Here is a 23,675-nt window from a genome sequence, read left to right as displayed (position 1 = left end):
CGGACGGTAAGTTTTGGCAGGTTTGGTGTCGCTACTTTTGGGAATCTGTGGTCAGGGGCCGGGGGGCCCCTGACTCCTGAGGGGGATTGACTGTGAGTTCGATGAACGGTGCCAGCGTGGCGGATCGCCAGCGGGCACGCAATGACCGACGGGAGTCGTCGAAGGTCGCGACCAAGACGGTCGAGCCACCGCGCCAGCGCCGGACCGGCCTGGCCGCGCTGGCCGTGGCGCTGATCGTGGGGGGTGCGCTGGCCGCCGGCCTGCTCGCCGTGCGCATGGATGCCCGCCAGCCGGTGCTGGCAGCATCCGTCGACATCGCGCCCGGCACGCTCATCACCGCGGCGCACGTGCGCGAGGTCAACGTGGCGAGCGAGGGGTTGCGCCTCATCCCGTCGGACCTGGCGTCGCAGATCCTCGACGGCGACACGTACGCGCGTGTGCAGATCCGCGAGGACTCGCTCTTCGACGAGAACGTGCTGACGAAGGAGGAGCCGATCGGGGCGGCCAGGGCCATCGTGTCCGTGCCGCTGACGGCCGACCTGACGCCGCGGGAGGACCTGCGCAGTGGCGACCTGATCAAGGTGTTCAGCGTCGCGCGCGGCGACACAGGAGGGCCGAGCATCGCGATCACCGAGGCGTTGGTCCTCGACGTCCACCGGGGCTCCGACGAGGACCTCGGCGGCGGCGGTGGTTCGCTGAGCCTGCTCGTGCCGAGGGAGGCGGCAGCCGACGTGGTCAACGCCGCTGGCTCCGACTCGGCGGGTGTCGCCCTGCTCCAGCGTGGACTCGGCACCAACGTCGAGCTGCAGGTCGGCCGATGAGCGTCGTCGCCGTCTGCTCGGCCAAGGGTGCGCCCGGGACCACCATGGCGGCGCAGGCCCTGGCCGCGGTGTGGCCGCGCCCGGTGGCCCTCGTCGATGCCGATCCGGCCGGTGGCGACCTGCTCTGGCGCTGCCGTGGCGTGGACGGAGAACCGCTCGACCCCGACCGTGGCCTGCTGTCGCTGGCGGCCGCGGCCCGGCGTGACGCCGATGAGACGACGCTGGGGGAGCACCTCCAGGAGACCGCGGTCGGCACCCCCGTGCTGGTGGGCATCACCTCGCAGGACCAGTTGACCGGCATCGGTTCGGTGTGGACCCAGCTGCCGAGCCTGCTGGCAGCGCACGACACAGACGTCCTCATCGACTGCGGTCGCGTGACGGCCGGCTCCGCGTCACTCCCCGTCGCCCTGAGGGCTGACGCGATGCTCTTCGTCGTACGCCCCGACATCGAGGGCGTCGCCCACCTGCGCAGCCGTCTGCTCCAGCTGCGTTCGTCGCTGCGCCCCGGCGACGGTGACGGCACCCCGGTGCTCATCGCCGTCGCGACGTCGTACCGCGACCGTGACTCGGCACCCCACCTGCAGCAGCTCCTCGAGGCGGAGGGCATCGGTGGCGAGGTCGTCGGCATCGTCGCCCACGACCCGAAGGCTGCCCAGGTCTTCTCCTCGACCCGCGTGGGCAATCCGGCCAAGTCGCTGCTCGCCCGGTCGGCCAAGGTCGTCGCCCAGCGCGTCGCCTCGGTGTCCACGCCTGATCGTGCCGGGAGCGTCTGATGGACCAGTCACTCGTACGCCGCCTCCGTGAGGAGGTCGCCGACCTGCTGGCCCGCCAGCGCCGGGAGGACGCCGCCAACGGCCTCGCCCCCATGTCGGCCGAGGACGAGCGCCAGTTCGCGCGCGCGGTCGTCAACCGCGTCCTCGACCGCTATGCCCGCGAGGAGGTGAGCAGCGGCCGCTCCCCGATGACGGCGGAGGAGGAGTTCCAGCTCGCCGAGGGCGTGCACGCGGCCCTCTTCGGCGTCGGCCGTCTGCAGCCCCTGCTCGACGACCCGGAGGTCGAGAACATCGACATCAACGGGTGCGACAACGTCTTCATCGGCTACTCCGACGGCCGTGAGGTCCGCGGCGAGCCGGTGGCCGACACCGACGAGGAGCTGGTCGAGCTGGTCCAGACCCTGGGTGCCTACAGCGGCCTGACGAGCCGGCCCTTCGACACCTCCAACCCGCAGCTCGACCTGCGTCTCCCGGACGGGTCCCGCCTCTCCGCGGTCATGGGCGTCTGCCCGCGGCCGTCGCTGTCGATCCGACGGGCGCGCCTCTCGAAGGTGCACCTGGAGGACCTCGTGGGCTACGGCACGATGTCGCCCGAGCTGGCGGCCTTCCTGTCGGCGGCCGTGCGAGCGCGCAAGAACATGATGATCGCCGGTGCCACGAACGCCGGAAAGACCACCCTGCTGCGGGCCATGGCCAACGAGATCGAGCCCGACGAGCGACTCATCACCGTCGAACGCGCCCTGGAGCTCGGTCTGGGGGAGTTCCCCGAGCTCCACCCCAACGTCGTGGCCTTCGAGGAGCGGCTGCCCAACACCGAGGGCGCTGGCGCCATCCCGATGGCCGAGCTGGTGCGTCGTTCCCTGCGCATGAACCCGAGCCGGGTGATCGTGGGTGAGGTGCTGGGTGACGAGATCGTCACGATGCTCAACGCCATGAGCCAGGGCAACGACGGCTCGCTCTCGACCATCCACGCGAACTCGTCGGCCGAGGTCTTCAACCGCATCGGCACCTACGCCATCCAGAGCAAGGAGCGTCTCCCGGCCGAGGCGACGAACATGCTCATCGGCGGTGCGATCGACTTCGTCATCTTCGTCGAGCGCGTCAACAACTTCGCCACCGGTGGTTCCCTGCGTCGCATGGTCACCTCGGTGCGCGAGGTCAACGGGGTCGACGGCCGCGTTCTCTCGAGCGAGGTCTTCGCGATGGGACCGCACGGATACGCCGAATCTGCAGCCCAGATCTCGTGCATGGCCGACCTCGAGGCCGTCGGTTACGTGCCGGGTGCGGCCCCCAGCTGGGTGGAGCACGCAGGATGACCACCAGCCCGACCCTCCTGATGGTCGTCCTGCTCGGGGCGGTCGTGGGCGTGGGACTTCTCCTGCTGGTGCAGTCCATGTCTCCGGCGCCGGTGCAGCGTTCCGTCAAGGGGGGCGGCCCGAGCCTGACCGAGCGGCTGGCGGCCCTGGGGCGTCGGCTGCCGTTGGGGATCGGTGCAGGGGTGCTGATCCTGGTGCTGACGCGCTGGGTGGTCGCCGCCGTCGCGGTCGCCGCCCTCGTCGTCTTCTGGAACAAGCTCTTCGGCAGCTCGCGGACGGAGCGGGCAGGGCTGGCGCGCCTGGAGGGCCTCGCCACCTGGACCGAGTCGTTGCGTGACACGGTGGCCGGAGCCATCGGTCTCGAGCAGGCGATCCCGGCCACGGCCCACGCAGCCGCCGACTCGATCCGCCCCCAGCTCCTGGCGCTCTCCGACCGTCTGCGCGTGCGGGTGCCCCTGCCGGAGGCGCTCCAGCGCTTCGCCGACGACATGGACGACGCCGGCGCCGACCTCATCATCGCTGCCCTGATCCTCAACTCGCGGCTGCGCGGGCCGGGCCTGCGGCAGGTGCTCACCTCGCTGGCGCACGCGGCGCGTGAAGAGCTCGAGATGCGCCAGCGTGTCAACGCCGGCCGCCGCGCGACACAGCGCAGCGTCCAGATCGTCGTCGGTGTGACGGTCGCGTTCGTCCTCGGTCTGCGGCTGCTCAACCCCTCGTACGTCGAGCCCTACGGCACCCCGTTCGGTCAGGTCATGCTCGTGGTCATCCTCTTCTTCTTCGGCGCCGGCATCTTCTGGCTCCGCCGACTCTCCCAGTTCGAGGCGCCCGAGCGCTTCCTGCGCACCCTCGAGAGCCGGAGGGCCGCCTGATGATGCTCGAGATGTGGGTGATGCTCGCCGGGGCCGTCGCCGGGGGCGGCGTCATGCTGGCGGCCGTGCTGGTCGCCCAGCCGCCGACCACTGGCCCCGTGGGCCTGGCGCGCTTCGACGAGCAGCTGCGCCGGGGCAGGCGTACGGCCACCCTCACCGCGGACCGTCGCCACCAGGGCGAGTCGGCGCGGATGCGCAAGATCGGTTCGGACCTCGCCGAGGCGCTCGACAGCCGGGGGATCCGTCTGCCCAAGTCGTTGACCGTCCAGCTGGGACTGGTCGGCATGTCGCGGGAGATGTTCCTGGCCCGCACGGTGGGCGGGGCGCTGCTGGGGTTCCTGTGGCCGGTCTTCGTCGTGGTGCCGATGGCCTTCCTGGGCGTGGTCGCACCGATCGTCCCGCTGTGGGGCATGGTGCTCGGCGCGGTCGTGGGCGCGATGGTGCCGTCCTCGCAGCTGCGTACGCAGGCCGCCGAGCGGCTCCGCGCCTTCCGGCACATGCTCAGTGCCTTCCTCGACCTCGTGGCGATGAACCTGGCCGGTGGCCGCGGGGTCCCCGAGGCGCTCCAGGCGGCGGCGTCGATCTCGGACAGCGAGGCCATGGTCCGCATCCGCGACACCCTCGAGGCAGCCAAGCTCCAGGGCGTCACGCCCTGGGCGGCGCTCGGCGAGCTCGGCGACGAGATCGACCTCGACGAGCTGCGCGACCTCGCGGCCTCCCTGGCGCTGGTCGCCGAGGACGGCGCCAAGGTGCGCGAGTCGCTCGCCGCGCGCGCGGCCTCGATGCGCTCCAAGGAGCTGGCCGACGCGGAGGGCCGGGCGGCCGCCAAGTCCCAGTCGATGCTCGTGGCGCAGCTGCTGATGTGCGTCGGGTTCCTGCTCTTCCTGATCTATCCAGCCCTCGCCATGGTGCTCGTGTGAGCCGCCATGTCGAAGGCCCAGCAAGTGTCACCCAACGGAGGAAACTGCAATGACGAGTCAGCACATCCAGTTCTTGGTCATCATGCTGAACGGCCGGCTGGCGGCAGCGCGCAAGGACGAGCGCGGCGTGAGCGCCGTGGAGTGGGTCGTGATCTCGGGTCTCGTGGCCCTGATCGCCTTCTCCATCTACGGGATCCTGCGCAGCCGTCTGGAGGGCAAGGCCAACAACCTGCAGCTCGACCCGTGATGGATCGCCTCCGTCGTGCCCGTGACGAGCGGGGAGTCTCCTCGGTGGAGCTGGTGATCTACATGCCGCTCCTGATGCTGATGATCCTCCTCGCCGTGCAGTTCTCCATGTACCACCTCGGGCGTCAGGCCGCGAGCTCGGTGGCCCGGGAGACGGCGCGAGTCATGCGCGTGACGGGGGACGTCAACGCGGCGAAGGCCCGAGGTCAGGTCTACGTCGACCAGGTCGGCAAGGGCGTGCTCGACGACCACAGGATCGTGGTCCGTGCCGTCGACGAGGACCGGGTGCAGGTCGTGGTCACGGGTCAGTCCCTGAAGATCCTGCCCTGGGTCCCGGAGATCACGCAGAAGGTCGAGGCGCCGGTGGAGCGTTTCGTGGAGGCGTCGTGAGGTCATCAGTCAGCACCCCGGCCGCACGAGGGAGCCACGACGAGCGCGGGTCCATGGCCGTGGAGCTGGTGATCCTCGCCCCGATCCTGATGATGTTCGTGATGCTCATCGTCCTCTTCGGACGCTTCGTGACGGTCCAGGGCGACATCGACGGCGCCGCCCGCGACGCTGCCCGAGCGGCCTCGCTCCAGCCGTCGCGTGCCGAGGCGGTGGTGGCGGCCAAGGATGTCGTCGACAAGTCCCTCGACGCGCAGACCACCTGTGACCCCCCGTCGATGTCACCGACCTTCCAGGCCGGGGCGACGCTCGTCGTACGCCTGCGCTGCAAGGTCTCCTACCAGGGCCTGGGGTTGCTCGGCGTCAGTGGTCACAAGGTCATCGAGGCCGAGAGCGCAGTCCCGCTCGACCCCTACAGGAGCTACCGATGAAGCCCTCACAGCGCCTGCACCGCTGGCGCCCGTCGCGGCGCCGCGACGAGCGAGGCAACGCCACCGTCTTCGTGCTCGGCATGGCGATCACCCTCCTGGTCTGCGCGGGGCTGGTCCTGGACGGCGGACGAGCGATGAACGCCCGCATGCGCGTCGCCGACAACGTCGAGCAGGCGGCCCGTGCGGGTGCCCAGCAGATCGACGTCGCGCACCTGCGGGCCACCGGCGAGGTGCGGCTGGACGGACCCGCCGCCGAAGCGCGTGCCCAGGACTTCATCAGCTCCTTCGGCTACCCCTCCGTGCGCGTCGACGTGGACGGCGGCCAGATCACCGTCGAGGCCCGTGACACGGTCGACGCACAGATGTTGAACCTGATCGGTGTCGACACCTTCGACATCGGCGCCTCCGCAACCTCCCAGGCAGTGACACGATGACTCCCACTGATTCCCGAACCCGCGGTCCCGAGCGTTTCGCCCTGGCCACGGCGCCGCCCGAGCGGCCCTCCATGGGCAAGGCCCTGGCGGCCGGCCTGGCACTCCTCGCCCTCGTGGTGGGGGTCCCGGCCGCGCTGTGGTTCCTCGGCGCGAGGCCACCGATCCCGACCGGGCTCCCCACCCGTGAGCAGCTCACGGAACCGATCAGCCTCGACGCCCTCTTCTCGGTGCTCCTCGCGGTCCTGTGGCTGGCCTGGCTGCAGTTCGTCGTCTGCACGGTCATCGAGGTCAACAGCTTCGTTTCCGACCGCGGGCTGCCGCAGCCGGTCCCGCTGTCGGGTCGCAGCCAGGCCCTGGCACGTGCGCTCGTCGGCACCTTCCTGGTCGGTACGTCCTTCCTCGCCTCCTCGGGGGCGGCCAGCGCGGTCGCAGCGCCGGCGCCCGAGCGCACCGCCCCGGTGGTGCAGACCGTCGAGGCCGGCAGCGTGGACGAGGCGTCCGTGCAGGACGTCGTCGAGTCGGGGAACAAGGCCGACGCCGACGCCGACGCCGAGGCAGACGGCGGGCAGGGGAACGACGGGCCGACGCTGCGCATGGTCCACGTGCCGGGTGTGCCCAGCGAGATGACGGACGTCATCGGCCGCAAGGTCGCCATCGTGCAGCCGCCTGACGGCGCGTACCACGACAACCTGTGGGACATCGCCGAGCGGACCATGGGCGACGGTCGCCGCTGGAAGGAGATCTACGAGCTCAACAAGGGCCGGGTCCAGCCCGACGGCAAGCAGCTCGTCCTCGGTCGGCTCATCCAACCGGGATGGGTGCTGATCATGCCCGAGGACGCGCGCAACGTGACCCGCGTCCAGGCCGCCGCCGACACCCCCGCGCCGGCGACTCCTGCTCCGCCGACGGAGGAGGCGCCTGCTCCGCCGGCCGACGAGGGCGGCCCCCTCCAGGAGGCTCCGATGACCTCCCTGGCCACGGGAGGACTGCTCGCTGCCGCCCTGCTCGGAGCGCTGCTGGCCGAACGCCGCCGCCGTCGCGGGCTGGCGAACACCACGGAGGAGCTCGAGGCCGAGGTGCAGCTGCGCATCGGCGCCGACGAGGAGCGTGCCCGCCGCCTCGACCTGGCCCTGCGCGGTCTGGCTGAGCTCTGCCGCACCGAGCGCGTCCAGCTGCCACAGGTCTACGCGGTCACCGTGTCCTCCGAGGCGGTCGAGCTGCATCTCGCTCCCCGTGTCGAGACCGCGCCGCTCCCGTGGACCGTGCAGGACGACGGTGCCCGTTGGACGCTGGCGGCCGACGTCGACCTCCCGGTCGAGGACGGCCCGGCGCCCTACCCGGCCCTGGTCTGCCTGGGCCGTGACGACGAGGGCCGCGACGTGCTGCTCGACCTCGAGGCCCTCGGTGGTCTGGTGAGCCTCTCGGGCTCCGACGCGGTGGCCCGTGAGGTCGCCTCGGCACTGGCGGTGCAGCTCGCCTTCTCCCCGTGGTCGGACGACCAGGTGGCCCACGGCTACCGCCTCTCGCCCGCCGCGGCACAGATTGCCGGGGAGCAGATGCGGGTGGTCGACGACGTCGACGGCCTCCTGGCGAGCTGGTCGGGCCGGCGTCGCCACCGTCCTGCCCACGACGTGCTGAGCGGACGACTGCGCCGCTCCGACGGCGAGACCGCCCACTACCTGGTCCTCGGCGAGGCTCCGACCGCCGCGAGCGTCGAGCTGCTCTCCGACCTGACCGGCGAGAACGACCGCGGTGTCGCGGTCGTCTCCGCCGTCCCCGTCCAGGGGGCACGCTGGACGCTCGAAGTCGACGACGCCGGACGGCTGCGGGTGCCGTTGCTGGACCTGGAGGTCCAGGCGGTCCGGATCACCGCGGACACCGAGGACGAGGTCGCCGCGCTCTTCGCCAAGGCTCGTGAGAGCGCTCCGGTCCACGCGGGTGACCGGGTGGCCGTCCCGCGCCCGCCGCGGGCGGGGGAGGACGACCACTGGGCCACCGCTGCGGTGCGCGTCGGAGTCCTGGGCGACCTGGCGACGCGTACCACTGGCCAGCTGGACCCGGCTCGCGTGCAGCTCGCCAGCGAGGTCGTCGTCTTCCTGGCACTGCAGCAGGCACCGGTGCACCCGAGCGTGGTGGCTGCCTCCGTGTGGCCGGGGGGTGTCACCCCCGAGGTGCGCGACGCCACGATCGCGCGCGTACGGGACTGGCTGGGCACCGACCCGTCCGGCAACCACCTGCTGCGTGAGGACGCCGACGGACGGCTCCTCCTGGCCGACGACGTCGCCGTCGACTGGCACGCCTTCTGCGCCCTGGCGCTGCGAGCCCGGACCGCTCCGCCCGCCGAGGAGCTCGAGCTCCTGCGTCGTGCCCTGCAGCTGGTCCGCGGTGAGTTCCTCTCCGGTCGCCCGTCGCAGCGCTACGCCTGGCTGCCTCGTACGCGGCTGGAGCGTCAGAGCGTCGACCTGGTCGTCGACAGCGCGCACCGGGTCGTCGAGCTCTCGTTGCCGCGTGATCCCGCCGGTGCCGCCACCGCGTGCCGCGCCGGGCTGAGGCTCGCACCGGCCTCCCAGGTGCTGTGGCGCGACCTCGTGGTCGCCGAGTCGCAGAACCCGGGTGGTCCTGGGGCTCCGGCCGTCGTGGCGGAGATGCGTCAGGAGCTCGGGCGCTACGGGGCGGCTCTCGACGCGGAGACCGAGGCGCTGGTGGAGGAGCTGCTTCCGTCCGGGGCGTCGGCCCACCCGCACGGTGAGGCGACCGCCTGATGCACGGGGAACCATGGGGAAACCGATGACCAGGGCGCGACTCCGACTCGCAGCGGTGCTCGCGGCGGCGACGCTCGGGCTGGCGGGCTGCGCGGAGGACTCATCGAAGAAGGAGGTCGACCTCGACGCGAGGTCGACGCCGACGGCAGAGCCCACCCCCGTGGCGGCCAAGGGCGACAAGCCGGTGGACGGCGCGGCGCTGCGCGGATCCAGCGCCGCCTCCTCGCCGGACGAGGAGGCGGCCGTGGAAGTGTGGTTCGGCTTCTACGAAGAGATGGTCCGGATGTACGCCGGCCCGACGATCGACCGCGACCGGTGGAGTGCGGTGGCCGTCGAGCAGGCCTACGACGGGCCCCTGCAGTACGCCGAGAAGCAGGTCTCCCAGGGGCACCGCCACCAGGGCGGTCTCATCGTCGCCGCGACCGAGGTCGAGGTGAAGGGCGACGAGGCCGTCGTCACCGGCTGCGTCCGCACCACGCTCACCGAGGTCGACGGCGAGGGGGTGCCCGTGGAGAAGGTGGCGCCGTGGCGTACGAGCAGTGACGTCCTGGTGAAGGTCGGGTCCGGCTGGCGGGTCAGCTCCTTCCGGATCTACGAGAGCGGACGGTGTGACCTGTGAGGCGGCAGGTGAGGACAGTCATGGCGTCGCGACTGACGAGGCGGCGTCGGAGGTCGCGCGCAGCAGCAGCGCTCCTTGCTGCCTCGCTGCTGGCGACGGTGGCCCCGGCGGGCGCCGACATCGGCGAGGGTGACTCCGGGGGCGAGGAGACGCCTGGCGGTTTCAGCGCCTACGTCATCGACTGGGAGGGCCACTACGACTCCGCCCGCGTCAGTGCCGTCCCGCAGCCGCCACCGGTGTGCTGGTGGACGCGACCCCACCTGGCGGCCGACCCGACGGATGCCGGAGCCTGGCGCGACGCGTACCGGGAGTACCAGGCGAACGCAGTGTGGGACCAGCGGATGGTCAGGGAGCTCGAGCTGCCCGGTGGGTTGGACGCCCTGGACCGCGCGTACGACGCGGACCAGACCGAGCCGGGCATCCGCTGGTGGTGGCTCCGGTACGACCAGGCGCAGCTGGACGACGACGACTACGTCGGCGACCTGCTGGCGAAGGGCTGCACCGAGGCGGCGCCCAACACTCCGGGCTTCCCCACCATCCCGATCGCCTACCGCTACCGCCCCGTCAACGAGGTCCCGGCGCCGCTCGTCGACATGGAGGCCTTGGCGCGTCACGCCTACGTGGCCCTCGACCTCGTCCTGCCGACCCTCGACTGGAACCCTCGGATGACGGGCAACGACGATGCGACGCTGGTCAATTTTCCGACGTGGGTCTGGGTCGAGCAGCCTGCGGCACTCCAGGAGCGCACCGTCCGGGCAAGGGTGCGGGGGACGGACCTGTGGGTGGAGGTCAGCGCGACGACCGACAGCCTCGAGGTCGCGTCGCCGGCGGGAGGCGCGCGGTGCACCGCTGACCGGGGCCGGTACCTGTGGTCCGCGGGGCGGGACGAGAAGAACGCGTGCGTGGTCAGGTTCCACCGCGAGTCCCATGGGCTGCGGGATGGCTTCGATCTCCGGGCCTCCACCACGTGGCGTGCCACGTGGACGGCCAGCACAGGGGAGGGCGGGACGTTCGACCCGAGGACCATCACTGCCCAGGACACGATCCGAGTGGTCAGCACGCAGTCGATCGTGACCGGAGTGAACTGACCGTGGGAAGGACTCCTGAACTCGTGCGACCGAGGGGTGTGCAATCCGAGCGGTCGGGGCAGACTGGCCACCGATCGTCAGCAGAGCGGGTGGGATGGCCGTGAGTGGGAGGGGACGCATGAGGACGTGGATCGGACTGCTGGGAGCCGCAGCCCTGGCGTGGACGTTGGCCACGCCAGGAGCGGCGCACGCGGACCTCGCCACCCCCAAGGGAGCAGCGGGTGGGGGCGAGACGGATGACGGGTACTACGCCTACGCGATCAAGCTCACCGGTGACTACTCGGTCGGCCTGGCTGCCCGGGTCCCACGCCCGGCGCCCAAGTGCTGGTGGACCGAGCTCGAAGCTCCGGACCCGCACAACGCCGTCGAGGTGAAGGACTGGTTCTTCCGGTTCATGGCGTCCCACGGTCCCTCCAGCGCAGGCGGAGGGCCCTACTACATGGCAGCCAGCCGCTACCCGGATGCCTTCGACGACGCGATCGAGCAGGACGAAGTCGGCGACGGCGTCACCTGGTACAAGCTGGTGACGAACCCGCAGAACATGCCCGCTGACGAGGTCGTGGCCTCCGGCTGCACCACGATGACCGGTGGACCGATGGTCGGGAACGTCCCGCTGAGCTATCGCTTCGGCCCGTTCCAGACACCGCCGGCCGAGCCGGTGATCGACGTGCGCATGCTGGCGGAGTACGCGTACTCCGTCATGAACCTGGTGCGGCCCGAGCTCGACTGGAACCCGAAGATCAGCGCCCAGGGCAACGCGGCCCTGGTGAACCTCCCGACCTGGATGTGGGTCCGTGACCCCGAGTCGGTGGACACCCGCAGCGTCACCGCCAGCGTCGGGGACGTCAGCGTGACGGTCACTGCCCAGCCCGGCACGATGCGGGTGCGTTCCGAGGCGGGGTCGGCGGTGTGCAGCCCCGACCGAGCCACCACGACGTACTCGCCCGGGCGCGAGGAGTCGTCGGCCTGCACGGTGAGCTTCTCCAAGGAGTCCTACAAGGTGAGGGGCGGCTTCGCGGTGACCGCCACCGTGCCCTGGACGGCCTCGTGGACCGGAGGCGGCGAGGGGGACACGTTCCCGGATCGCACGGTCTCCGAGACCACCTACGTCCCGGTGTCCAGCTCCCAGGCCCTCGTGACGGAGGTCAACTGAATGGGACTCATGAAGCAGTGGCTGGGGCGGCTGGGTGCCGGCGCTGGGGTTGCTGGTCTGGCGCTGACGTTGGCCACCCCCGGAGCGGCCCACGCTGACCTGGCCACCCCGAAGGGCGCCAGCGCGGGCGAGACCACGTCAGACGGCTACCGAGCCGTGGCGGTGGACCTCAGGTACGACTACGACCCGGGTCTGGCGCTCTCCCTCCCCAGACCGCCCGCCTTGTGCTGGTGGGAGGAGTGGCCGGGGACGCCGTACGGTGACGCCACTGACCCCGAAGACGTCAAGGACTACTGGTTCGAACGCGGCGGCCGCCCCACCGGGCACGCCTACGCGGGCCTGCTCTCGGTCGACGGCGAGGATGAGTTCGACAGGGCCATCGACGCTGAGACGCGTGGGGACGACGTCACGTGGTACTCGATGAGGACGAATGGCGCTCCGACGGACCTTGCCGGTCGCGCCGAAGTCCTGACGAAGGCCAACTGCACCCACCAGAACCCCACGCTCTACAACGGCGATCCGGTCATGGTCACACTCCGGTGGTTCCCTGCCGGAAACCCGCCAGAGCCCAAGGTCGACCCCGAGGTCCTCGCCGAGTACGCCTACCGCGTGATGCGGCTCGAGGAGCCGACCTTGGAGTGGAACCCGAAGATCCGCCACCGCGCAGGGGCTGCGATGGTCAACCTCCCCACCTGGGTCTGGGTCGACGACACCGAAGCCGTGGGCGTACGCACGGTCGAGGCGACGGCTGGCGACGTGACCGTGACCGTCGTGGCGCGGACCGACGGCATCCACGTCACGTGGCCCGACGGCGCCAAGAACTGCTCGTCGGCCATGGCCACGCAGGCGTGGGGCCCCGGCGTGCCGGAGTCGCAGGCCTGCACCGTGGAGTTCACCAGGACGTCCGGTGCCGAGGGGATCCCGGTGAGGACGCGGAGCGAGTGGCGGGCCGAGTGGACGTCGAACACCGGCGAGTCCGGTGACCTGCCGGGTCGCGCCCTGGGCGCAGTCACCAACATCCCGGTGTCCAGCTCGCAGGCCCTCGTGACCGAGGTCAACTGACGGCTGCCCAATTGACCGTGCCACCGCGGTCCCCGGTTCGATCCCGCACCCGGAGACCTGGTGACAACTAGAGTGGAGCTGATGTCTTCCTCTGCCCTGCACCCCTCCCCGCTCGACGCGAGCTCCGTCGTCGCGGGCGTGATCCGAACGATCGAGTCCGACCTGCTGGAGTTCCGACGCGACCTCCACCGACGCCCGGAGCTGTCCTGGCGCGAGACCAGGACCACGGAGCTCGTGGCCCAGCGTCTCGAGGCGGCTGGTCTCAGGGTGCGCCGCCTCCCGCGCAGCGGCCTCGTCGCGGAGGTGGGGGAGAGCGGTCCGGTCATCGCGCTGAGGGGTGACCTCGATGCCCTTCCGGTCACGGACCTGACCACGGACGAGTGGAGCTCGACGGTGCCCGGCGTCAGCCACGCCTGCGGGCACGACGTGCACACCACGGCACTGCTCGGCGCGGGCCACGCCCTCGCGGCGGTGCGGGACGCCGGGCTGCTGCGCGGCCGTGTACGCCTGTTGTTCCAGCCTGCCGAGGAGGTCATGCCGGGCGGTGCCCTCGACCTCATCGCCCAGGGCGTGCTCGACGACGTGTCCCAGGTCTTCGGCCTGCACTGCGACCCCAGCCTGGACGTGGGTCAGGTGGGCCTGCGCGAAGGACCGCTGACGGGTGCCGCCGACATGCTGAAGGTGACGCTGCGCGGCAAGGGCGGTCACACCTCGCGTCCGCACCTGACCCAGGACCTGACCTTCGCGCTGGGCAAGCTCATCACCGAACTGCCCGCCGTGCTGTCGCGCAGGCTCGACCCGCGGGCTGGCGTCAGTGTCGTCTGGGGCAAGGTCGAGGCGGGGTCTGCCCCCAACGTGATCCCCGCGACCGGCGTGATCGCCGGTACGGTGCGCATGCTCGACGCCCTGGCCTGGGCCGAGGCCGAGCACACCGTCTCCGAGATCGTCCACCAGATCGTGAGCCCTTACGGGGTCGTGGCCGAGGTGGCCTACCAGCGCGGCGTTCCGCCCGTGGTCAACCAGCACTTCTCCACGCTCGTCCTGACCCGCGCCGTCGAGACCGCGCTGGGCCAGGAGGGCGCGGTGCCCACGGTCCAGAGCCTCGGTGGCGAGGACTTCGGTTGGTTCCTCGACCGGGTGCCGGGTGCCATGGGCCGCCTTGGCACGCGTACGCCGGGTGGCCCGACGTACGACCTGCACCAGGGCGACCTGCGTGTGGACGAGCGTGCCGTCGCCATTGGCGCCAGGGTGCTCGCCGAAGCGGCACTGGAAGCGTCCCTCGAGTCGGACGCGTAGACAGGCCACCCGCACGCGCTGGAGCCCCCGGCGCCGGTGCGGGACCGGCGCCGGGTGGCGTCAGGACTTGCGGTAGGGGATGCCCGTGGCTGCTGGCGCACGGGACTTGCCGACGAAGCCCGCCACGGCCAGGAGGGTGACGAGGTAGGGCAGCATCAGCATGAACTCGCTCGGCACCGGCGCGCCGATGACGCTCAGGGTGCCCTGCAGGTTGCTGGCGAAGCCGAACAGCAGCGCAGCCAAGGTCGCCTTGATGGGGTCCCACTTGCCGAAGATGACGGCGGCCAGCGCGATGTAGCCGGCTCCACCGGTCATCTCGCGGTTGAAGCCCTGGACAGCGACGAGCGAGTAGAACGCGCCGCCGACCCCGGCGATGGCGCCGGCCAGGATCACGGTGCGGTAGCGGGTGGCGATGACCTTGATGCCGACCGTGTCGGCAGCCTTCGGGTGCTCACCCACGGCGCGGACCCGCAGACCCCACTTGGTCTTGTAGAGCGACCACGCGAGGACCGCCACCACCACGTACAGCAGGTAGACGAGCGGCGACTGCTTGAAGAGGACAGGGCCCACCAGGGGGATGTCGCTCAGCAGCGGCACGGCCCACGGGGTGAGGCGCTCCGGGGAGTTGAGGGTGTCGGCGTTCTCGGTGAGGACCTGGCCGAACATGAAGTTGGTGAAGCCGATGACCAGGACGTTGAGCACGACACCGACGATCACCTGCTCCACCCAGTAGGTGATCGCGAAGACGGCCAGGACCAGACCGACCAGGGCGCCGGCGACCATGGCGCCGAGGACGCCCGCCCACGCGGACCCGAACATCGAGGCCACCACCGCGGCGGTGAAGGCGCCGGCCAGCAGCTGGCCCTCGATCGCGATGTTGACCACGCCGACGCGCTCGCCGAGGACGCCGCCCATGGCGCCGAAGACCAGCGGCACCGCCAGCAGGATGGTGCCGGAGAAGAGCCCCACGACCGGGAGGGTGGCACCGGCGCCTGACCACGTGAGGAAGGCAGTCATGGCCACCACGGCGAAGACGGCGATCAGCCATCCCGGCGTACGCCGGTGCGCCAGGAGCCGACGGAGGGACTCAGCGGTGATCACCGCGAGGACCGCGACCAGGACCCAGACCGTCGCCGTGGTCGGCACGGTGAGGTTCGGGATCGCGAAGAAGTCGGTGGAGGTGGCGAACCGGAAGGTCGAGCTGCCCTCCTGGGTGCCGAAGAGCTGCATGGCGGTCAGGGCCACGACTGCCAGGGCGAAGACGACGAGCGTCTTCGGACTGACGACGTCGATGACCTTGGGGGTGTCGTCCGCGGTGGGGGCGGTCGCGGTGCTCACTTGGCCTCCTTGGAGGGCAGGCGGAAGAGGGCGCGCACCAGGGGAGGAGCGGCGATGAAGAGGACGATGAGGGACTGGATCACCAGGATGATGTCGGTGGGGATGCCCTCCGAGGTCTGCATGGTGAAGCTGCCTGCCCGCAGACCGCCGAAGAGGAGTCCGGCGAAGAGGATGCCCACCGGGCTCGAGCGGCCCAGGAGCGCGACGGTGATGGCGTCGAAGCCGATGCCGGCGTCCAACCCCTCGGTGACACCGGTGGTGGTGGTGCCGAGGACCTGGTTGACGCCTGCGAGCCCGAGCAGGGCGCCGGAGATGAACATGACCCCCACGTAGACGCGGGCCACGCTGATGCCGGCGGTCTGGGCGGCGCTGGGGTTCTCCCCGACCGCCCGGAAGCGGTAGCCGATCGCGGAGCGGTTGAGCAGCCACCAGACGGCGACGACGGCCAGGAGCGCAATCACGAATCCTGAGTGGAGCGTGTGCTTGTCGCCCAGCATCTGGGGCAGCAGCGCGGACTCAGGCATGGGTGAGGACTTCGGCTGCCCGCCCCCCGGCGCCTGGAGGAGCTCCTGCTTGCTGAGGGCGTAGGCGACCAGGTAGAGCGCCACGTAGTTGAGCATGATCGTCACGATCACCTCATGGGCACCGGTCCGGGCCTTGAGAAGTCCGGCCAGGGCGCCCCAGAGGCCACCGACGACGATCGCCGCCAGGACGCCGGCGCCCGGGTGGATCCACTCGGTGGGGTCCAGCCACGCAGGCACCCAGAAGAGGAACGACGGGAGAGACCACTGCGGGGGAGTCCAGGCGAGGACGACCCAGCCTGCCGCCGCACCACCGAGCAGCATCTGGCCGCGACCACCGATGTTGAAGAGGCCGGTGCGGAAGGCGAGGCCGACCCCGAGCCCACCGAGGATCAGGGGAGCCGCGAACTTCAGCGTGGCGGTCAGCGGGCGGATCTGCCCCTCGAACTCGGGGGCCCGCGAGTTCCAGACCGCACCGCGGAAGAGCGCGGAGTAGGCGTCACGCACCGACTCCCAGGAGGCGACGAAGAAGTCACCGGGACGGGCGGCGAGGTAGCCGAAGGTCTCGTGCACGTCGGGGTCGCTGGCGATGATCAGCAACGAGCCGATGAACAGGGCCACCAGGACGGACAGGACGGCCACGAGACCGTTGCCCTGGGTGACGTCGCGGGCCACCCCTCGCCAACGGCCGGGGGTGAGCTCCGCCGGGGCGCCCGACGGGTTCTCCGCCGTGCTGGGCCCGGTCGGCTCTCCGTAGCTCACGTCGGGGGCCACTACCGGCTCGGACTCCGAACCGGAGGGAGGGCGCTCGTCGCTGGTCATGCTTCAACTCCTGCAGGTCGTTCGCCGGCCATCATCAGGCCGAGGACGTCACGGGGGGTGTCGGCCGGGACGATGCCGACCACCTGGCCGCGGTAGAGGACCATGATCCGGTCGGCGAGTGCGACCACCTCGTCGAGCTCGGCGGAGATGACCATCACCGGGATCCCGGTGTCACGCGCCGCCACGATCTGCTGGTGGATGAACTCGATGGACCCCACGTCGACGCCGCGGGTCGGCTGTGCGGCCACGAGCACGCGGAGGTCCCGGGAGAGCTCGCGGGCGACGACCACCTTCTGCTGGTTGCCACCGCTCAGCGTGGCGGCGTGGGAGGCGATGCCGGGGGCGCGTACGTCGTACTCGCGCAGCTTCTTCTCGGCGAAGTCGCGCAGGGTGGCGCGCTGGACGGTGCCGCGACGCACGAAGGGCAGCCCGTGGCTGCGGTCGAGCATGAGGTTCTCGGCGATGCTGAACTCACCGACCAACCCGTCGGTCTGACGGTCCTCGGGGATGAAGCCGACCCCGGCCTCGAGCGTCTTGCGCACGGTGCGACCGACGAGCTCCTGGCCGTCGAGGCGAATGGATCCCGAGACCCGCTTCTGCAGGCCCAGGATGGCCTCGGCGAGCTCGGTCTGGCCGTTGCCCTGGACACCGGCGACGCAGAGGACCTCCCCGCCGCGGATGGTGAAGCTGACGTTGTCGACGTGCACCAGGCCGCTCTCGTCGGAGACGACGAGGTCACTCACCACGAGGGCGTCCTCGCCCAGTCGGGGAGCGTCCTTGTGCACGGTGAGCTCGACGGGACGACCGACCATCAGTGCGGCCAGCTCGGCGCTCTCGGCCCTGGGGGAGGCCTCGCCGACCACCTTGCCGCGGCGGATGACGGTGATCCGGTCCGCGACGGCGCGGACCTCCCGGAGCTTGTGGGTGATGAAGACGATGCCGGTGCCCTCGTCGCGCAGCTGGCGCATGATCGCCATCAGCTCGTCGGTCTCCTGCGGGGTCAGCACCGCGGTGGGCTCGTCGAAGACGAGCACCTTCGCGTCACGGGAGAGCACCTTGATGATCTCGACGCGCTGCTGCACGCCGACCGGCAGGTCCTCGACGACGGAGTCAGGGTCGACGTGGAAGCCGAAGCGTGCGGAGATCTCGCGGACGCGCTGGCGTGCCTGCTCGAGGTCGAGGGAGCCGGCGAAACCGGTGGACTCGTTGCCGAGGACGACGTTCTCGGCGACGGTGAAGGTGGGCACGAGCATGAAGTGCTGGTGCACCATGCCGATGCCGGCGGCGATCGCGTCGCCGGGACCGGAGAAGTTCTGGACCTCGTCGTCGATGAGGATCTCGCCCTCGTCGGCGGCGTACAGGCCGTACAGCACGTTCATCAACGTGGACTTGCCGGCTCCGTTCTCGCCGAGCAGGCAGTGGATCTCACCGGGTTCGACGGTGAAGGAGATCCGGTCGTTGGCCACGAGCGAGCCGAAGCGCTTCGTCACGTTGCGCAGTGCCAAGTGCATGGAACAGGTTCCTCAGGGACGCGGGAAGTGCCGCCCGAGGCGGCCGGTCACCGTGCCGGTGGGTCGCAGGACCCACCGGCACGGCACGGAGGCGACGACGCGGACGTCGTCGCCGCGGTGTCACTGGTTGAGGTAGGACTCGACCTTGATGTCGCCGGCGATGATCGCGGCCTCCAGGTCGTCCAGCTCCTTCTGCAGGGTGTCGGAGATCTTGTCGCTGTAGTCGTGGAAGTCAGCGATGCCGACGCCCTCGTTCTCCAGCGTTCCGATGTACGGCGTCGCGTCGAACTCGCCCTCACCGGCGGCCACGATGGCCTGCGAGGTGGAGAGGTCCATGCCCTTCAGGATGGAGGTGAAGACCAGCGGGGCGGCCTTCTTGTCCTTGTTGTACAGGTCGGAGTCGGTGCCGATGATCACGGCGTCGTAGTCGCCCTCGTTGATGGCGGTGACGGCGCCCTCGTAGATCGGTCCGCCGACCGGAAGGATCACGTCGACGTCCTGCTCGAGGATCTGGCGGGCGGTGTTGGTCGCCTTGGTGCCGGCCTCGAAGCCGTCGGTGAAGGAGCCGTCCTGCTTCTTGCGGTCCCAGCCGACGACCTTGACGTCCTTGCCCTTCTCCTTGTTGTAGTACTCCACGCCCTGGGCGAAGCCGTCCATGAAGACGGTCACGGTCGGGAAGCCACGACCACCGTAGGTGCCGACCTTGCCGGTCTTGGTGTAGTCGGCCGCCGCGTAGCCGGCCAGGAAGGCGGCCTCAGCGGTGTTGTAGAGGAGGGGCTTGACGTTGTCCACGTCGGTCTTGCCGTCGAAGTCGGCGTCGGCCGCGTCGTCGATGAGGACGAAGTCGAGGTCCGAGTTGGCCTTGGCGGCCGCGACGACGGGGGCGGAGAGCTCGAAGCCGACGCCGATGACCATGTCGCAGCCCTCGTCGACCAGACCCTGGATGTTGGGCGCGTAGTCGTCAGCGGTGTTGGACTCGACGTCCTTGTACTCGCCGCCGAGCTTCTTGGCGCCGTCCAGCAGGCCGTCGTGGCTGATCTCGTTGAAGGACTTGTCGTTGAAGCCGCCGAAGTCGGAGACCATGCACGGGAGGTAGTCCGAGTTGGCCTCGTTGTTGGCGTCGTCGTCCGGGGCGTCGCCGCACGCGACGAGCAGGGACGCGCTGAGCGCAACGAGGCCACCGAATGCGGCTGATCGCTTGATCTTCACTTACTTCCTCCAGGGGTTGGCCCCGTCAACGGGGACACGTGTCATCGCAGTGGAGGATACGCGCCCTCACGTGGCGGTAATGCGCGGGCGCGTGATAGTTACCGAGTCGGAACCCCCCGCGGTCGGTCCCAAGGAGTGGACAAGGGGTGGACAAATCGCGGTGTTGAGGCGTGGTTGACCTTGCCGCATGCTGGGGCCGGTGGTTTTCGCCACACCGAAGAAGACGAGATGAGGAGTCGCCGTGGGAGACCTGCACGAGGGCCCGTGGCCCGCCCTGCGTGAGGCCGCCAGGGACGTGGCGAAGCGCGCGTACGCCCCCTACTCCGGCTACCCGGTCGGTGCCGCTGCCCTGGTCGACGACGGCCGCGTGGTGGTCGGCTGCAACGTCGAGAACGCCGGCTACGGGGTGACCCTGTGTGCCGAGTGCGGCCTGGTCTCCCAGCTGCACGCCACCGGGGGAGGGCGGCTGACGCACTTCGTCTGCGTGAACGGCGGCGGAGAGGTGATCATGCCGTGCGGCCGGTGCCGCCAGCTGCTGTGGGAAGCCGGCGGCAAGGACCTGCTGGTGTGGACGGTGGCGGGCGTACGCCCGATGACCGAGGTGCTGCCGGACGCCTTCGGGCCGGAGGATCTGGCGCGCTGACGGCGCGCCGCCGCAGGGCCTCTCGATTCGCCACGGTGGGGCAGCAGGAACGTACGCTGGCGCCCATGAGTCAGCCGCACGACGCAGTCGAGGTCATCACCGCCAAGCGAGACGGGCACCAGCTCTCCGACTCCCAGATCGACTGGGTGATCGACGCCTACACCCGCGGCGACGTCGCCCACGAGCAGATGTCCGCCCTGGCGATGGCGATCCTCCTCAACGGAATGGACCGCCGCGAGATCGCCCGCTGGACCGCGGCGATGATCGCCTCGGGCGAGCGCATGGACTTCTCCACCCTCTCGCGCCCGACCGCCGACAAGCACTCCACCGGCGGCGTCGGCGACAAGATCACGCTGCCCCTGGCGCCGCTCGTCGCGGCCTGCGGCGTGGCCGTCCCGCAGCTGTCCGGTCGCGGCCTGGGCCACACCGGCGGCACGCTCGACAAGCTCGAGTCGATCCCGGGATGGCGCGCCACGCTCTCCAACCGCGAGATCCTCGACCAGCTCGAGGAGCTCGGCGCGGTGATCTGTGCAGCGGGCGACGGGCTCGCCCCGGCCGACAAGAAGCTCTACGCCCTGCGCGACGTCACCGGCACCGTCGAGGCGATCCCGCTCATCGCCTCCTCCATCATGAGCAAGAAGATCGCCGAGGGCACCGGGGCGCTCGTCCTCGACGTGAAGGTCGGCACGGGCGCCTTCATGAAGGACCTCGACCGGGCTCGCGAGCTGGCCACGACGATGGTCGAGCTCGGCAAGGACGCCGGGGTCCGCACCGTCGCCCTGCTCACCGACATGTCCACGCCGCTCGGGCTGACCGCCGGCAACGCGATCGAGGTGGCCGAGTCCGTCGACGTACTGGCCGGTGGCGGTCCCGCCGACGTGGTGGAGCTGACGTTGGCCCTGGCCCGCGAGATGCTCGCCGGCGCCGGTGTCACTGACGTCGATCCGGCCGACAAGCTGGCCGACGGCTCGGCGATGGACGTCTGGCGCCGCATGGTCCGTGCCCAGGACGGTGACCCCGACGCACCCCTGCCGGTGGCGAAGGAGTCACACGTCGTCACCGCCCCGACCTCGGGCACCCTGACGCGCCTCGACGCGATGGCCGTCGGCATGGCCGCCTGGCGCCTGGGCGCCGGCCGCGCCAAGCAGGGCGAGGCCGTCCAGGCGGGAGCCGGTGTCGTGTGGCACGCCCGGCCGGGTGACGAAGTCACCGCCGGTCAGCCCTTGTTCACCCTGCTGACCGACACCCCGGAGCGCTTCGACCGCGCCCTGGCGTCGTTGGAAGGCGGCTGGGAGATCGGCGCCGCCGCCGACTTCGTCGCCACGCCGCTGGTCCACGACCGGATCAGCTGAGCAGCAGCACGACGCTCTCGGCGACGCAGGCCGGCTTGGCCTCGCCCTCGATCTCCACGGTCGTACGCAGGATGACCTGCACCCCGCTGCCGAGCTCGGCGACGTCGACCACGCTGGCGCGGGCGCGGACCCGCTTCCCGACCAGCAACGGCTGCGGGAAACGGACCTTGTTGACGCCGTAGTTGAGCTTGGCGCCGGGGGTGTCGAGGGAGAAGACCGAGGCGCCCAGGACCGGCAGGAGCGACAGGGTCAGGTAGCCGTGGGCGATCGTCGCGCCGAACGGCCCCGACCTCGCTCGTTCCACGTCGAGGTGGATCCACTGCTCGTCCCCCGTCGCCCTGGCGAAGAGGTCGACCCGCTCCTGATCGACCAGGAGCCAGTCGCCAGGACCGAGGTCCTCGCCGATGGCCGCACGGAGCTCGTCAACACTCATGAACCGTCGCATGGATGGAAGGATAGGGACTGTGACCAGACCCACGCTGGAAGAAGTACGCCGCGCGCCCAAGGTGGTCCTGCACGACCACCTCGACGGAGGTCTGCGCCCCGCGACGATCGTCGAGCTGGCCCGCGAGATCGGCCACCAGCTCCCGGCGGACGATGCCGAGTCGCTGGGACGCTGGTTCGCCGAGGCCGCGGACTCCGGGAGCCTCGAGCGCTACCTGGAGACCTTCGACCACACCGTCGCGGTGATGCAGACCCATGACGCGCTGGTCCGGGTGGCCCGGGAGTTCGTGGAGGACCTGGTCGCCGACGGCGTCGTCTACGCCGAGGTCCGCTACGCCCCCGAGCAGCACGTGGAGTCCGGGCTGACCCTCGACGAGGTCGTCGCCGCCGTGCAGGAGGGCTTCGACGCCGCGGTCGCCGCTGCCGGGGGCCGCATCGTCGTACGGCAGCTGCTCACCGCCATGCGCCACGCCGCGCGCTCCATGGAGATCGCCGAGCTGGCGATCTCCTGGCGCGACCGCGGGGTCGCGGGCTTCGACATCGCGGGCGCCGAGGCGGGTTACCCGCCCACCCGCCACCTCGACGCCTTCGAGTACCTCCAGCGCGAGAACAGCCACTTCACCATCCATGCCGGTGAGGCGTTCGGCCTGCCGTCCATCTGGCAGGCCATCCAGTGGTGCGGTGCCGACCGCCTGGGTCACGGCGTCCGCATCATCGACGACATCACCGTCGCCGACGACGGCCAGGTCACCCTGGGGCGCCTGGCCGCGTACGTGCGCGACCAGCGCATCCCGCTGGAGATGTGTCCCTCCTCCAACATCCAGACGGGTGCGGCGGAGTCGATGGCGACGCACCCGATCGGGCTGCTGACCCAGCTGCGCTTCCGGGTCACCGTCAACACCGACAACCGGCTGATGAGCAGCACGTCGATGACCGACGAGATGGTGGCGCTGGTGGAGGCTTTCGACTACGGCTGGGAAGACCTGCGCTGGTTCACGATCAACGCGATGAAGTCGGCGTTCCTGCCCTTCGACGAGCGTCTCGCGATCATCGACGAGGTCATCAAGCCTGCGTACGAGGAGCTCATCAGCGGGTCGTGACCTCGGGGGCCACCACGGCCCAGGGCACCGGCCACGCGCACTCGTCGACGGTGCCGCTGGTCCAGCGGTCGACACCCAGGTGTCGTACGCGGCCCGGGGCCGGGTCGTAGACCGCCCACCGGTCCGGCGTGGAGTCGCCGACCTGCGGCGGGAGGGCCAGGACGACGTGGCGCGGCATGGTCGCACTGCCCAGGTAGAGCGCCGCGGGGAGCCCGGCCGCCAAGGCGGCGCGCACGGGTTCCACGCCGCGTGCCGGGCTCCGGCGCACGACCTGCACCCGGTGGCGCACGCCCGAGGTGGCCGTGAGGTGGCGGGCCAGCGCCCATGGGGGAGTGCCCCAGAAGCGCGGCCATGGCCACTGCGCCTCGCCGAGGAGATCGGTGCGGGCGGTGAGTCGGCGATGGGTGAGCAGCACCTGGCGGTCGAGCTCGGGACCGGCCACCGGGGGACGACCGTCGTGGTGCAGCGCTGCGGCGGCCACCGCCACCGAGGCTCCGCAGGAACGCTGGTCGGGCTGGCGCAGGGGAGCGGTCTCCAACGCCGTGGACCACCGCACCC

General features: G+C 70.8%; 24 protein-coding genes. 18 read left to right on the top strand and 6 right to left on the bottom strand.

What is annotated here, in order from left to right:
- The first annotated feature begins 92 nt into the window (after positions 1 to 92).
- The 15 genes from FCL41_RS12800 to FCL41_RS12730 all read left to right on the top strand — a co-directional run bounded on the left by FCL41_RS12800 (position 93) and on the right by FCL41_RS12730 (position 14,177).
- The gene (locus FCL41_RS12800) at positions 93 to 821 is read left to right on the top strand and encodes a CpaB family protein (protein WP_170970200.1); all 729 of its coding nucleotides are present in this window, start codon (positions 93 to 95) and stop codon (positions 819 to 821) included.
- Positions 818 to 1,594: a CpaE/TadZ family protein gene (locus FCL41_RS12795; protein WP_137065263.1), complete on the top strand. Its 777-nt coding sequence runs from the start codon at positions 818 to 820 to the stop codon at positions 1,592 to 1,594. Before FCL41_RS12800 ends, FCL41_RS12795 begins: the two co-directional genes overlap by 4 nt.
- On the top strand, positions 1,594 to 2,910 hold the full coding sequence (locus FCL41_RS12790) for a TadA family conjugal transfer-associated ATPase (RefSeq protein WP_137065264.1): 1,317 nt from the start codon (positions 1,594 to 1,596) through the stop codon (positions 2,908 to 2,910). The genes FCL41_RS12795 and FCL41_RS12790 overlap by 1 nt, the downstream gene beginning before the upstream one ends.
- On the top strand, positions 2,907 to 3,779 hold the full coding sequence (locus FCL41_RS12785; RefSeq protein WP_137065265.1) for a type II secretion system F family protein: 873 nt from the start codon (positions 2,907 to 2,909) through the stop codon (positions 3,777 to 3,779). Before FCL41_RS12790 ends, FCL41_RS12785 begins: the two co-directional genes overlap by 4 nt.
- Positions 3,779 to 4,699 (top strand): type II secretion system F family protein, encoded by a 921-nt coding sequence (locus tag FCL41_RS12780; protein ID WP_239021638.1) that lies wholly within the window; start codon positions 3,779 to 3,781, stop codon positions 4,697 to 4,699. The genes FCL41_RS12785 and FCL41_RS12780 overlap by 1 nt, the downstream gene beginning before the upstream one ends.
- A gap of 49 nt (positions 4,700 to 4,748) precedes the next feature.
- Positions 4,749 to 4,946: a Flp family type IVb pilin gene (locus tag FCL41_RS12775; protein WP_137065266.1), complete on the top strand. Its 198-nt coding sequence runs from the start codon at positions 4,749 to 4,751 to the stop codon at positions 4,944 to 4,946.
- Positions 4,946 to 5,335 carry a TadE/TadG family type IV pilus assembly protein gene (locus FCL41_RS12770; RefSeq protein WP_137065410.1) on the top strand — a complete coding sequence of 130 codons (390 nt, stop codon included), beginning with the start codon at positions 4,946 to 4,948 and terminating at the stop codon, positions 5,333 to 5,335. The genes FCL41_RS12775 and FCL41_RS12770 overlap by 1 nt, the downstream gene beginning before the upstream one ends.
- Positions 5,332 to 5,763: a TadE/TadG family type IV pilus assembly protein gene (locus FCL41_RS12765; protein ID WP_137065267.1), complete on the top strand. Its 432-nt coding sequence runs from the start codon at positions 5,332 to 5,334 to the stop codon at positions 5,761 to 5,763. Before FCL41_RS12770 ends, FCL41_RS12765 begins: the two co-directional genes overlap by 4 nt.
- Entirely contained in the window at positions 5,760 to 6,197 is a 438-nt protein-coding gene (locus tag FCL41_RS12760; protein ID WP_137065268.1) for a TadE/TadG family type IV pilus assembly protein, read from the top strand. The genes FCL41_RS12765 and FCL41_RS12760 overlap by 4 nt, the downstream gene beginning before the upstream one ends.
- A complete protein-coding gene (locus tag FCL41_RS12755; protein WP_137065269.1) occupies positions 6,194 to 8,959 on the top strand; it encodes a bacterial transcriptional activator domain-containing protein in 2,766 nt (921 codons plus the stop codon). The genes FCL41_RS12760 and FCL41_RS12755 overlap by 4 nt, the downstream gene beginning before the upstream one ends.
- 25 nt (positions 8,960 to 8,984) lie before the next feature.
- A complete protein-coding gene (locus FCL41_RS12750) occupies positions 8,985 to 9,578 on the top strand; it encodes a hypothetical protein (RefSeq protein WP_137065270.1) in 594 nt (197 codons plus the stop codon).
- Between the two features lie 20 nt (positions 9,579 to 9,598).
- Positions 9,599 to 10,666, top strand: a complete 1,068-nt coding sequence (locus tag FCL41_RS12745) for a hypothetical protein (RefSeq protein ID WP_137065271.1) — start codon at positions 9,599 to 9,601, stop codon at positions 10,664 to 10,666.
- 118 nt (positions 10,667 to 10,784) lie between these two features.
- Positions 10,785 to 11,819 (top strand): hypothetical protein, encoded by a 1,035-nt coding sequence (locus tag FCL41_RS12740; RefSeq protein WP_137065272.1) that lies wholly within the window; start codon positions 10,785 to 10,787, stop codon positions 11,817 to 11,819.
- Entirely contained in the window at positions 11,820 to 12,881 is a 1,062-nt protein-coding gene (locus FCL41_RS12735; RefSeq protein WP_137065273.1) for a hypothetical protein, read from the top strand. It abuts the gene before it with no gap.
- An 81-nt stretch (positions 12,882 to 12,962) separates the two neighbouring features.
- Entirely contained in the window at positions 12,963 to 14,177 is a 1,215-nt protein-coding gene (locus FCL41_RS12730; RefSeq protein WP_137065274.1) for an amidohydrolase, read from the top strand.
- Between the two features lie 60 nt (positions 14,178 to 14,237).
- On the opposite strand, the gene FCL41_RS12725 is transcribed toward FCL41_RS12730, so the two are convergent.
- From FCL41_RS12725 to FCL41_RS12710, 4 genes are all read right to left on the bottom strand, one after another.
- Positions 14,238 to 15,515: an ABC transporter permease gene (locus FCL41_RS12725; RefSeq protein WP_239021637.1), complete on the bottom strand. Its 1,278-nt coding sequence runs from the start codon at positions 15,513 to 15,515 to the stop codon at positions 14,238 to 14,240.
- Complete coding sequence (locus tag FCL41_RS12720; RefSeq protein ID WP_137065275.1) at positions 15,512 to 16,858, bottom strand: ABC transporter permease; 1,347 nt, start codon at positions 16,856 to 16,858, stop codon at positions 15,512 to 15,514. The genes FCL41_RS12725 and FCL41_RS12720 overlap by 4 nt, the downstream gene beginning before the upstream one ends.
- On the bottom strand, positions 16,855 to 18,369 hold the full coding sequence (locus FCL41_RS12715; protein ID WP_137065276.1) for an ABC transporter ATP-binding protein: 1,515 nt from the start codon (positions 18,367 to 18,369) through the stop codon (positions 16,855 to 16,857). Before FCL41_RS12715 ends, FCL41_RS12720 begins: the two co-directional genes overlap by 4 nt.
- Positions 18,370 to 18,489: 120 nt before the next feature.
- A complete protein-coding gene (locus FCL41_RS12710; protein WP_137065277.1) occupies positions 18,490 to 19,578 on the bottom strand; it encodes a BMP family lipoprotein in 1,089 nt (362 codons plus the stop codon).
- Positions 19,579 to 19,828: 250 nt separating this feature from the next.
- On the opposite strand from FCL41_RS12710, the gene FCL41_RS12705 reads away from it, so the two are divergent.
- Together FCL41_RS12705 and FCL41_RS12700 are read left to right on the top strand one after the other, a co-directional pair.
- Positions 19,829 to 20,221 (top strand): cytidine deaminase, encoded by a 393-nt coding sequence (locus FCL41_RS12705; protein ID WP_137065412.1) that lies wholly within the window; start codon positions 19,829 to 19,831, stop codon positions 20,219 to 20,221.
- Between the two features lie 65 nt (positions 20,222 to 20,286).
- The gene (locus tag FCL41_RS12700; RefSeq protein ID WP_137065278.1) at positions 20,287 to 21,573 is read left to right on the top strand and encodes a thymidine phosphorylase; all 1,287 of its coding nucleotides are present in this window, start codon (positions 20,287 to 20,289) and stop codon (positions 21,571 to 21,573) included.
- Here the strand turns inward: FCL41_RS12700 and FCL41_RS12695 are convergent.
- Complete coding sequence (locus tag FCL41_RS12695) at positions 21,566 to 22,018, bottom strand: MaoC family dehydratase (RefSeq protein WP_170970201.1); 453 nt, start codon at positions 22,016 to 22,018, stop codon at positions 21,566 to 21,568. The genes FCL41_RS12700 and FCL41_RS12695 overlap by 8 nt on opposite strands.
- A gap of 19 nt (positions 22,019 to 22,037) precedes the next feature.
- Here FCL41_RS12695 and FCL41_RS12690 point away from each other — a divergent pair, with 19 nt between their 5' ends.
- Positions 22,038 to 23,117 (top strand): adenosine deaminase, encoded by a 1,080-nt coding sequence (locus tag FCL41_RS12690; protein WP_239021636.1) that lies wholly within the window; start codon positions 22,038 to 22,040, stop codon positions 23,115 to 23,117.
- On the opposite strand, the gene FCL41_RS12685 is transcribed toward FCL41_RS12690, so the two are convergent.
- On the bottom strand, positions 23,104 to 23,673 hold the full coding sequence (locus tag FCL41_RS12685; protein ID WP_137065280.1) for a hypothetical protein: 570 nt from the start codon (positions 23,671 to 23,673) through the stop codon (positions 23,104 to 23,106). The two genes, FCL41_RS12690 and FCL41_RS12685, sit on opposite strands and share 14 nt — an antisense overlap.
- Positions 23,674 to 23,675: the final 2 nt, after the last annotated feature.

Source organism: Nocardioides jishulii (genome assembly GCF_006007965.1).
GTDB classification, from domain to species: domain Bacteria; phylum Actinomycetota; class Actinomycetes; order Propionibacteriales; family Nocardioidaceae; genus Nocardioides; species Nocardioides jishulii.
This window is presented reverse-complemented; position numbering and strand designations above follow the sequence as displayed.